General features: G+C 66.3%; 1 protein-coding gene. It reads left to right on the top strand.

What is annotated here, in order from left to right:
* A partial coding sequence (locus EU800_RS27180) for a hypothetical protein (RefSeq protein WP_165354878.1) occupies positions 1-202 on the top strand: 202 nt, incomplete at both ends.

The raw sequence follows: 202 nt of genomic DNA, 5'->3' as shown, positions 1-202 counted from the left end.
ACCAAATGACCGAACAGACCAACCGCTACAACGCCGCCCTCGACTTGGCGCGGGCTGTCATCATGGGCGACGGCAAGCGCGCCGAGGCCGTGGGGGCCCTCGTCGAGCAGCACGGCCTCACTGAGGAGAAAGCGCATCAGTTCGTCACCGCCGCCCAGAACGGCTATCTGCGCCAGATCCAGATCCGCAACCCGGAGGCGTG

The sequence above is a fragment of the Tropicimonas sp. IMCC6043 genome, assembly GCF_004146235.1.
Classification (GTDB): domain Bacteria; phylum Pseudomonadota; class Alphaproteobacteria; order Rhodobacterales; family Rhodobacteraceae; genus Tropicimonas.
The sequence above is the reverse complement of the archived record's forward strand: the minus strand, read 5'-3'. Positions and strand labels throughout refer to the sequence as shown.